At 66.3% G+C, this 6,950-nt stretch carries 5 protein-coding genes; all 5 read right to left on the reverse strand.

Annotated features, from left to right (window positions below; all coding sequences use genetic code 11):
- Positions 1–8: 8 nt before the first annotated feature.
- On the reverse strand, positions 9–2,471 hold the full coding sequence (locus tag ABLE93_RS21895) for an arsenate reductase (azurin) large subunit (protein ID WP_149577643.1): 2,463 nt from the start codon (positions 2,469–2,471) through the stop codon (positions 9–11).
- An 11-nt stretch (positions 2,472–2,482) separates the two neighbouring features.
- The gene (locus tag ABLE93_RS21900; RefSeq protein ID WP_012115921.1) at positions 2,483–3,004 is read right to left on the reverse strand and encodes an arsenate reductase (azurin) small subunit; all 522 of its coding nucleotides are present in this window, start codon (positions 3,002–3,004) and stop codon (positions 2,483–2,485) included.
- A gap of 171 nt (positions 3,005–3,175) precedes the next feature.
- Positions 3,176–4,498 carry a sigma-54-dependent transcriptional regulator gene (locus tag ABLE93_RS21905; protein WP_348841916.1) on the reverse strand — a complete coding sequence of 441 codons (1,323 nt, stop codon included), beginning with the start codon at positions 4,496–4,498 and terminating at the stop codon, positions 3,176–3,178.
- Complete coding sequence (locus ABLE93_RS21910) at positions 4,488–5,870, reverse strand: sensor histidine kinase (protein WP_245327171.1); 1,383 nt, start codon at positions 5,868–5,870, stop codon at positions 4,488–4,490. Before ABLE93_RS21910 ends, ABLE93_RS21905 begins: the two co-directional genes overlap by 11 nt.
- Before the next feature lie 74 nt (positions 5,871–5,944).
- Complete coding sequence (locus ABLE93_RS21915; RefSeq protein WP_149577640.1) at positions 5,945–6,820, reverse strand: substrate-binding domain-containing protein; 876 nt, start codon at positions 6,818–6,820, stop codon at positions 5,945–5,947.
- Between the last annotated feature and the right edge of the window lie 130 nt (positions 6,821–6,950).

Consider the following 6,950-nt stretch of genomic DNA (forward strand, 5'->3'; position numbering starts at 1 on the left):
GCCCGCCGTCAGGCCGGATACTCCTTCGACTTGAAGGTCAGGTGCCGCACGCCTTCCGGCGCGTCGGCGATCTTGCGGATGTTGCCCCACGTCTGCTTGTAGTTGGGGATGATGTCCTCGTTGACCCCCGCGGACACCACATTGCCCTGCACGCCGGTCGGGAAGCCGAACAGCATGAAAGTCTCCTTCCGCTTCGCCGTGGGGGTGGGATAGGCCATGGCCTGGGTGGAGCCGTTCTCGTTGTAGACCTCCACGAGATCGCCGCTCTTGAGGCCAAGCTCGCCCATGTCCTGCGGGTTCATCTCGATGAAGGGATAGGGCCAGCGATCCATGACCAGCTCATTCTCCACGTCAAGATAGGCGCTCTGCCAGACGAGGTTCGCCCGCCCGTTATTGATGAGGAAGGCGAACTTGTCCTTCTCCGCCTGTTTGCCGGGGGCCTGGAGGCCGCGCCACCGGGTTTCGGCGAACACCGCCTTGCCGTCCGGCTTGTTGAACTTGCCATCGGCGAACAGCCGCTTGGTGCCGACGATCTTGCCGTCTGCGAAGGCCGTGGCGGGCTCCTGGAAGCCGTTAGTGCCCATGGTCCGCAGGCGATCGTAGGTGACGAACGCGCCGCCCTTTTCGTTCTTGGCGTAGCCGTCCATGAAGGCGTCTTCCTCGCTCTTCCAGTCGAAGCCCTTGAACTTGTCCGCCACCTCCGTTTTGCCCATGGCGCGCAGCACCCGCTCCATGTGATTGGCGATCCGCGCGGCGATGAGGCAATCGGGCATGGCCTGGCCCGGCGGGTCCATGTAGCGCTCGGTAAGGCGCATGCGCCGCTCGCCGTTCATGGAGGTGAGGTTCATCTCGCCGGATGTCGCGGCGGGCAGCATCACATGGGCGGCCTCGCCGATATGGGTCGGCACGATGTCCACGTCGACGCTGAACAGCCCACCCTTGCGGATGGCGCCCAAGATGGCGGCCACCATGGCATCGCGGTCGCCGTAGGGCACGCTGGCCATGGCGTCCTTCACGAGGTCCGTGCGCATCTTGTAGGCGCGCTTGAAAGCCATGGCGTTGAGCGTGGTCTTGTAGTGGTCGCAGCCCCAGATGTGGTGCACGCCGCCCTTGCCCTCGATCAGCAGCTTGTCCACATAGGCTGCGGGCCGGCCCACATGGGCGTCGGACGGGCGGCAATAACCCTCCTGGTGGCCGCCCATGCGCACGCAGCCGCCGCCCGGACGGCCGATATTGCCGGTAGCGAGGGCGAGATTCACCAGCGCCTGGTTGGTGCGGTAGTTGTCATTGCCCCAGATGAGGCCCTTCTCATAGGCGAACATGGTCCGCCGACGTGCCCCGCCGGCCTTGGGCTCGCCGATCCAGGTGACCGCCTTGACGATGTCCGCCTCGCTGAGGCCGGTGGCGCGAGCGGCTTCCGCCACGCTCACCTTGTTGGCCGCCAGGGCCTTGTCGAAGTCCTTCGTGGAGGCCGCGATGAAACCCTTGTCGATCCACCCCTTCTCCGCCGCGTAGGTGAGCCAGGCGTTGAACAGGATCAGGTCGGTGCCGGAATTGAGGGCGAGATGGAGCACGTTCTCCTTGCCCGCCTCCACCTCGCTGGCATTCACGGTGACGGTGCGGCGCGGATCGACGATGACGATGCGCGCCTTGGCCACCGGCTCGCTGCCGAACTCCGCCTTCTTCTTGTCGAGGGAGGTTCCGCGCAGGTTGGGCACCCAGTGGTTCAGGAAATAGTTGGTCTGGGTTTCCAGCGCGTTCGTGCCCACCGCTACGAGGGTGTCGGCGAGCTCCGCGTCCTCGTAGCAATTGTTGAGCTCGCCCACCCCCATGTCGCGCGAGCCGTGGACCTCCGAATTGTAGGCCGGGCGATTGTGGATGCGGATGTTCTTTACCTTCATGGCGCCGAAATAGAGCTTTCCGGTGCCCCAGGTGTTCTCGTATCCGCCGCCCGCGCCGCCGTGGTCGAAGGCGGACACGAACAGGCCGTCCTCGCCCTGCTCAGCGATCACCGCTGCGGTGACGCGGGCGACGAGGTCGAGGGCGTCGTCCCAGCTCGTGGGCTGGAGCTGTCCGTAGCGCCAGACCTGGGGATCGGTGAGGCGCTGGAGCTGGGTGTTGCGCTGGCGCGAATAGCTCATCTCGGCGATCCGCGCGCCGCGCACGGAGCCGAGGCCGGAATTCACCACGCACGCCTTGTCGGGCTTGATGACGATGTGCACGTCTCGCCCGTTCTGCCTGACGATGTTGTACATGGACGGCGCATACCAGGCTGCGGTCTCTGCCGGCTGTTGCCTGGAGAGATCGACGCCGAAGGCGTTCTCGCCCGGCGCCGTGCCGCCCTCGTATCGGGCGTCCCAACTATAGGCCTTGTAGCCGCAGCCGACGATGCAATAGTGGCAGACGACGTTGTGGACGGTCGCATTGGCGGGAATGATGGGCAATTGGCCGATCTGGCGCTTGTAAGCCATGGTGTCCTCCCTCAGAGCACGTTGGAGAGGCGGCCGTAGAGCAGCTCATCCACGCCTTCGGCATAGATGTCGCCCTTCGCGTCCACACGCAGCGCGTATTGCGGCAGGTTCTGCGTCGCCTGGCCCCAGATCTGCTGGCCGCCTTTCTCGCAATCGAAGCGGGAATAATGGCCGGGGCAGTTCAGCGTCTTGTCCGTCGTGCTGTAAGAAAGGGGAAATCCCTTGTGCGGGCAGACGGTGGTGAAGCCGACGATGTCGCCGTCGGGTCCGGCGCCTCCGGCCACGCGTGTCCCGAGCTTCAGAAGGACGCCGGGCGCGTCGTCATCGGGATAGGCCACGTCCAGCGGCTCATTAACTTTCAGGTCCTTCACATTGGCGAGGCGGTTCGCTGGATATCTCACCAACGCGACCGCAGGGGCCGCCTTGGCTTGGGCCGGCAGAACGGAGGCGACGGCGGCGCCTGCGGTCGCAAGGCCGGCGCCGGTCAGGAAGCTGCGGCGGCCGGCATCGACGAGGCTGGGACATCTTTTCATGAAAGCTCCTCCCAGAGCGTATTGGTCCTTTCGGACGCAAGACGTCCTGCAGAAGCTGCGCCATGCGGAGCTGAGTAGAGAATTCAATGATTTAACGAGCGAGATGAGGCGAGCACGTCCGCCGTCCCGAACATGCTGCGGCGCCGTCTGTCCGGAAACCCGAACGCGCCGTCAGCCGTCGCTACCCAAACCGAGGCGGCGCATCTTCTCCCACAGGGTGGTGCGCCCAACGCCGAGGAGCCGGGCGGCGGCGGAGAGTTCGCCCGCGGTCGCGGACAGCGCCCGGAGGATGTGACGCTTCTCCGCCTCCTGGCGCGCGGATTCCAGTGAGCCGATCCGTAGGCCGGCGTCAGCGCCTTCGCGAACGATCTCGGGAAAGAGATCCCCGGGCATCAGCCAGGGGCCCAAGGCAAGAGCGACCGCACGCTCCATCCGGTTCCGCAGCTCCCGCACATTCCCGGGCCAAGGATGCTGCATCGCGGCCTCCTCGGCGAGGGCGCTGATCCCTTTCAGGTTGGTCTCGGTGTCCGCGCTATATTCCGTAAAGAAGCGCTCCATGAGCCATGGGATGTCATCGGGGCGCTCCCGCAGAGATGGCAGGCGAATGCTGACCGCGTTGATGCGGTAAAAGAGATCCTCGCGGAATTGTCGCTCGACAACTCGCAGCGCCAGATCGGCGTTGGTGGCCGTCACGATACGGCCGCCGAAGGCGATCTCGCGCTCACCGCCGACCCTCTGAAACGTCTTGCTCTCGATCAGCCGCAGGAGTTTTGCCTGCAACTCCGGACGCAATTCCCCGATCTCGTCGAGAAACAGCGTGCCGTCGCCGGCGCGCTCCACATAGCCGAGATGGCGCTGCGCGGCACCGGTGAACGCGCCTCGCTCGTGGCCGAACAGCTCGCTTTCCATCAAGTCGGCGGGAATGGCGGCGCAGTTGACCGCGATAAACGGCGCGGTCGCGTGCCGCGATTGCGCATGGATGAAGCGGGCGGCTACATCCTTACCTGTCCCTGTCTCCCCCGTGATGAGCAGATTGGAGGACAGGCGAGCCATCCTGCACAACAGAGCCTCCACCTGCCGGATGGCGGGTGAGACGCCCAACGTGCCGCCTTCCGTGGTTCCATGCGGCATCAGCAAGTCGGTGAGCCGCGCCAGGAAGTCCTCCATCTCGAAGGGCTTGGTGACGTAGTCCGCCGCGCCGGACCGCATCAGGCGCACCGCTTGGTCGATGTCGCCATGGCCGGTCACGAACAGGAAAGGCGGCGTCCGAGGCACGTGCGCCGCTTCCCGGAACACAGCCTCCCCATCGAGATCCGGAAGGCGGATGTCGCATACGATAGCCTCGAAGCGAATCTTCCGGATATCCGCCACCGCTGCGCAGCCGGTCCGCCACCAATGCACCCTCATTCCCTCCAGGCCGAGCCGCTGCGCGAGGCTCTCGCCCATGATGGGATCGTCCTCCACGAGGCCGATGACGGGAGGCTCATGCGACATGGGCGAGCTCCATTGGGGCGATGAAAGGGAAGAGAAGACGGATCCGCGTTCCCCCCGTTTCAGGCCGCTCGACCTCGGCCGAGGCACCGAGGTCGTCCAGGATGCGCCGGGTGGTCCACAAGCCGAGGCCGCCGCCCCAGGGTGGGCCACCCGTTTCCCCGCCAGCCGCAAGAAGGCACCCCGCAGGCTCGGGCAGGCCGCTGCCTCGATCCGACACGATTACATGCAGGGCCGTCGGCGTGAGCGACGCATCCACCGCCACTTCGCTTCCCGGCGGGGCGGCGGAAACCGCATTCAGCAGCAGGTTCAGCACGGCCTGGCGCACCGGGGTGCTGGGCAGAGGAAGCAACACGTCGACGGGACCGGAGAACCTCAGATCGACACCCTTCCGGCGCGCCGCGGGGGCAATCAGTAGCTGCAGGTCCTCGAAATCGGCCATGGCGAGGGGTCGCGGCGCCTGCTCCGGCCGATACAAAGCGAGGGTGGTGCGCACCACGTCGCGGATACCGACGAGGCCTCGTTCGAGAAGGCCGAGGGACGATTTTCGGACCGCCGCATGGTGTCCATGGGTCTTCAGCGTCGCCAGCGCGTTAAAAAGGCCGCCCAGCGGGTTGTTGATCTCGTGGGCGAGCGCCGAGGTGAGCCGCCCGAGGCTGCCGAGCCGATGCTCGTCCGCCAATTGTCGGGCTAGGTCCTCCCGCTCGTACATGGACCGGACCAGCGCATTGTAGGCTAGGAACAGGCGGGCGAATTCAGCGCCGTTGCGCGCGACCGCCTCCGGGGGAACGGGCGTCGCCCGCCCTTCGCTCGCAGCGCCCAGATAGCGCGAGAGCGTGCGCACCGGCGCCATCATGCGGGCGACGAGCAACCAGCCGGCCACGGCGAGCAGCAGCGTGACCATCCCGTTCGTGGCCGCGAGCGCGAGGACGACGTCGCGCCGCTCCAAAGCCAGATGGCTGGTGTCGAAAGTGGCGTGGATGATTCCGACGATGCGTCCAGGATAGGAAAGCACGCGCGTCGCGGTGGCGGATCTGGCGCCCGCCTCGAATCTGAAATCCCGGCCGGTTGCGAGCGGAGCGAGATCGGACGGGAGACGCACCCCAATGGGGAAGCGACGGGGATCGGACGCCGCGATCACGAGGCCCTCCGCGTCGGTGATCACGGCGCTCAACGGATGCAGGCTCTTGTTGAGGGCCTGTGCCCGCATGATGGCGTCATAAACTTCCCAGACATCGTCTCTTAGGATCGCGGGTGCGACCGCGGAGGAGAGGCTGTCCAGATAGGTCTGCGCCAAGGCGCGCAACTGGCGCTCCTGCGTCTCCCCCAGCCGGCTCAGCACGCGCTCGGAGAGTGCAAGCCCCACCAGCACCATGAGCGCCGCAACCGCTAGGGGCACCTTGAGGGTGACGGGCCACTGGCGGGGGTCAAGGCGCGCGATCATGGGCGTCACCCGGTGCCCGCGACGAGCGCCGCCTTTGCGGCGATGGGGTCGAAGAGGCTCGCCTCCTGCGGCGCGAAACCATCGAGCCGCAGCATGGCGAGCACCGCCTTGCCATCCTCGTCCTCGTTCATGCGCGCAAGCGCCTCCGTCAGCGCGGCGAGCGCCTGCGGGTCTGGCGGATGGCGCGGGGCAGCGATGGGCGGGAAGCCGAGCCATTCGGACCGGCGCAGGATGGCGACGCGCGACGTCAGCTCCGGCTCGATCTCCCGCATAACGTCCAGGACGTAGCCGTCCACGGAACCGGATTGGGCGAGGCCCGAGGCCACGGCACGGATCACGTTGCGATGGCCGTAGGTGAAGAAGGTGCGGGCGAAGAAGGACGGGGGCTTCAGGCCGTGCTCCGCGAGAAGCGCGCGGGTGACGAGGAAGCCGGAATTGGAATCGGGGTCCGAGAAGGCGTGGATATCGCCCTTGAGGTCCTGGAAGTCCCGTGCGTCACGGTCCCGGTCGACGATGAGGCAGGACTGATAGAGCGGCTGCCCGCGCCACAGCGGAACCGCGACCAGCTGGAGCGCGTCACGATGGGCGACGAACGGATAGCCGCAGATCCACGCGGCATCGAGCTGACCCGAGACCAGCAGCGCGGTGATCTCCTGATAGGTCCGCCGGCTGACGAGTTCGACCGGTAAGCCGGTGGCCCGCCGCAGGTAAATCTGAAGCCGGCCGAGCAGTTCGAGGTCGGAGGTCAGGAAGACGGGGGTCAGGCCAAAACGGATGATGCCGGCCGAGGCGCGCGCCAACAGGGGCACGAGCGTCGCGCCGACCATGGAAGCAGCGGCAGCAAGGACCGCCCTGCGGTCGATGCGCGAACCGGCGCCCATTTGCTAGGCCGTGTGGACGAATTTGATCAAGCAGAGGCCTGCGGCGAAACTGACGATGGATCGGAAGTTTCGAGCCGTCTTTTCGCAGCGTAGCGCGACGCGCTTGAAGCGTTTGATGCGTCCCATGCCC

This window comes from Xanthobacter pollutisoli, from assembly GCF_040044995.1.
Taxonomy (GTDB): Bacteria; Pseudomonadota; Alphaproteobacteria; order Rhizobiales; family Xanthobacteraceae; genus Xanthobacter.

Bases quoted from the DNA above. Each gene is read 5' to 3' on its own strand.
- ABLE93_RS21895 (WP_149577643.1), bottom strand. From the start codon at position 2,471: ATGGCTTACAAGCGCCAGATCGGCCAATTGCCCATCATTCCCGCCAAT.
- ABLE93_RS21900 (WP_012115921.1), bottom strand. From the start codon at position 3,004: ATGAAAAGATGTCCCAGCCTCGTCGATGCCGGCCGCCGCAGCTTCCTG.
- ABLE93_RS21905 (WP_348841916.1), bottom strand. From the start codon at position 4,498: ATGTCGCATGAGCCTCCCGTCATCGGCCTCGTGGAGGACGATCCCATC.
- ABLE93_RS21910 (WP_245327171.1), bottom strand. From the start codon at position 5,870: ATGGTGCTGGTGGGGCTTGCACTCTCCGAGCGCGTGCTGAGCCGGCTG.
- ABLE93_RS21915 (WP_149577640.1), bottom strand. From the start codon at position 6,820: ATGGGCGCCGGTTCGCGCATCGACCGCAGGGCGGTCCTTGCTGCCGCT.